The following is a 2,872-nucleotide window of genomic DNA, read 5'->3' as shown; positions in this document are numbered from 1 at the left end:
ACCAGACAACACCGAGCCGACAAGAACAGAAACCCTCGTCGGGGCTCCGCCCCGACGCTGCCGCCTGCCCACCTACGGTTGTTTTTCCGGTCAGATCACCCGGTTCGCACCGCTGCTTGACCAGATCGGCGACCTCCGCGACACCGTGATCACCGCCGACGCCCCTGCACTGTCAACGCGAGCACGTCGACTACCTCGCCGAACGCGGCGCGCACTGGATCCTGACCGTCAAAGGCAACCAACCCCACCTTCACGCCCAGCTCACCGCGCTGCCTTGGCGGGCAGTCCCGGACGCCACCCGCGACACCGACCGCGGGCACGGCCGCCGCGAGATCCGCAGCCTGAAAATCCTGACGATCTCCACCGGCATCGACTTCCCGCACGCCGCCCAAGCCATCCAGATCCGCCGCCGCAGACGCCGCCTGGACCAGCCGAAACGATTCACCACCGAGACCGTCTACGCCATCACCGATCTCCGCGTCCACCAGGCGAAACCAGCACAACTGGCAGCATGGACCCGCGGGCACTGGTCGATCGAGAACAAGGTCCACCGGGTCCGCGACGTCACCTACGACGAGGATCGCAGTCAGATCCGCACCGGCACCGGCCCCGAGGTCATGGCCGCACTGCGCAACGCCGCCATCAGCGCCCTACGCCTGAGCGGGGTCACCAACATCGCCGCCGCCAACCGGCATCACGCCCGCGACAGCACCCGCCCGCCGGCACTGCTCGGCATCACCTAACCTCGGTCTTTCATTTCCGCGGCCGTTCATAGCTGCTGTTCGATGAAGTCGGTTCGGGGTTCGCGTACCGGTTCGCTGGCATGCTGGCGGCCCGGCGCTGGGCCGGGTTCCTCTGTGCTGCTGGTCGGGGTGTGGGGTTGCTGGGTCAGTCGGCGGGTCGCGGCAGTGCGGCGAGGCGGTTGAATGCGCTGGTCAGAGCGTTGGTCCAGGGCCAGTCGGCGGCGATGGCAAGTCGGGTCCGGCGGGCGGTGCGGGTGAGGCGGGCGGCGACGTGCAGCAGCCGGTAACGCAGTTTCTTGGGTTCCGCGCGGGCGAGGTCACCGTCGAGGAGCAGGGTCTGGGTCCAGGCGAGTAGGTCGATGCCGGTCAAGGCCAACTGGAGCCAGGCCTGGTTGATCGCGAACACTCGGGACGGGAACCGGCCGAAGCCGGTGTCCTTGCCGGTGCGGATGCGGTCCTCGACGCGGGCGTGGGCGCGGTGCCGGGCCTCCAGGTGCTGGATGCCGCCGTTGCCGGGTGGGGTGTCGGTGGCGACGATCTGGTGGCGCCAGCCTTCGACGGTGTCGAACAGTGACAGCTGAGCGCCGGGATGCGGGCGTTCGCGGCGGACCAGGAACCGGGTGCCCTGCGGCCAGCCAGCCGCTTCGAACAGGCCGGTGATCTCGCAGACCTCGGCGTGTTCCCGCAGGTCACCGTCGGTATCGACGGCGGGGATCCAGCCGGTCGCAGCCTGGATCGCGGCCCGGATCGGTTCGGTGATCGCGGCGCCGACGGAGAACCGGATGTCGAGGTGCTGCTCGCGCAGGGACCGGATGTGGGCGAGGAAGCCGTGGCTGGAGCCGGCCGAATCGCTGCGGAGCAGGATCGGGGTGCCGTGCCGGACAGCGTCGGGGATCTGGGCCAGGGCCTGGTCCAGGACGGTGATGTGGTCCGCGGTGGTGTTCGAGCCGGCCCGGCCCTCACGCAACAGGCCAGCGAGGGCTTGGCCGGTGTTGTCCAGGAAGCAGAGCAGCGGGTGATAGCCGAAGGTCTTCTTCCAGGTACGGGTCGCCGATTCCTTCTCGGAATGGCAGATCACGATCGTCGCGTCGATGTCCAGGACCAGACCCTCGACCTGCCTGCCGGCCGCGTGCACCGCCGGCAGGTCACCGTGCAGGTCGGCGTGCTGGGCCCAGGCGACCTCGCGGGCTCGGGCCCGCGCGGCACGCAGCTCGGCCAGCATCGGCTCGTCCAGTTGGGACAACAACCGCCACGCGGTCGGGTCCGAGGCGACCAGCCCGAACAGGGCGTACTGGTCACGCAGCACCGCCAGATCGGCGATGGCCTCCCCGCCGTCGGCGAGCATCACCGCCAGATCCACGGCGACGCGGCCCGGGTCGTGGCTGCTCCGCCGCTGCCGCAACTTCGCCAACGCGAGGCTGAACGCGCTGGTCAACCCTGTTACGTCGGCCAGATCGGCGAGCAGGCGGGCACCGACGTGCCCGACTACGCCCCGCCCACCGCCGGTCACCATGATCTTCGGACGTGTTGCGGTAACCTTCACCCAGCAAGTGCCTTCCGTGACAGGAACATCGGACCCTCAGCAAGTCCCATTTTCCCTGATCAGAAGGCACTTCTTTGCTTTCAGACCACTCCTTGGACAGCCCTCAATGAAGGGCCGAGGCTAACGACTTTGCCGGGGCCCTGCCCCCACACCACGCGACGAGTACGACCGGCTCCGCACCATCCTCCACAACCCCGCCCGCACCGGCCTCGCCATGCAGAAGCGGACGGACCACGCCGACTTCGCTCAATACCTCATCGGACGAGTTCGCTGGGTCGGCCATCACCACCCGGCACGCGCAGCCAAACTCGCCAAGCTGCTGGCCCACGCTCTCGCGGCACCGTAAACTGACGCGGCGCGGCAACTTCGCCGGGTCTCGGCAAGGACGCGTCGAACCGACCGAAGCACGGCCTGAGCAGGACTTACGTCTGTTCTGCTGATCTTCGGCAAGCGAGCACAGCAACGCGCGTGTGCGACCCGCTGACGTGAGGACAGGGGTCTGCTGCACCGATAGGTGACAGTTTTAGTCACGCGGCCTGACTGGCCAGTGGGGTCATGATGGTCTCGTACTCGATAGGGGTCAACC

2 protein-coding genes and 1 pseudogene are annotated in these 2,872 nt (G+C 68.2%); 2 read left to right on the top strand and 1 reads right to left on the bottom strand.

Annotated elements, in window-relative coordinates; all coding sequences use genetic code 11:
- Positions 1 to 164: 164 nt before the first annotated feature.
- Positions 165 to 590: pseudogene (locus AB0G14_RS35270) on the top strand (ISAs1 family transposase); the annotation flags it as partial.
- A 27-nt stretch (positions 591 to 617) separates the two neighbouring features.
- The gene (locus AB0G14_RS35265) at positions 618 to 743 is read left to right on the top strand and encodes a hypothetical protein (RefSeq protein WP_357705081.1); all 126 of its coding nucleotides are present in this window, start codon (positions 618 to 620) and stop codon (positions 741 to 743) included.
- A 145-nt stretch (positions 744 to 888) separates the two neighbouring features.
- On the opposite strand, the gene AB0G14_RS35260 is transcribed toward AB0G14_RS35265, so the two are convergent.
- The gene (locus AB0G14_RS35260) at positions 889 to 2,286 is read right to left on the bottom strand and encodes an IS1380 family transposase (protein ID WP_357705079.1); all 1,398 of its coding nucleotides are present in this window, start codon (positions 2,284 to 2,286) and stop codon (positions 889 to 891) included.
- Positions 2,287 to 2,872: the final 586 nt, after the last annotated feature.

The organism is Micromonospora sp. NPDC023814 (assembly GCF_040639595.1).
GTDB lineage: Bacteria > Actinomycetota > Actinomycetes > Mycobacteriales > Micromonosporaceae > Micromonospora.
The sequence above is the reverse complement of the archived record's forward strand: the minus strand, read 5'-3'. Positions and strand labels throughout refer to the sequence as shown.

What these genes read in the sequence shown, in the direction of transcription:
- AB0G14_RS35265 (WP_357705081.1), top strand. Translation starts at nt 618, where the DNA reads ATGGCCGCACTGCGCAACGCCGCCATCAGCGCCCTACGCCTGAGCGGG.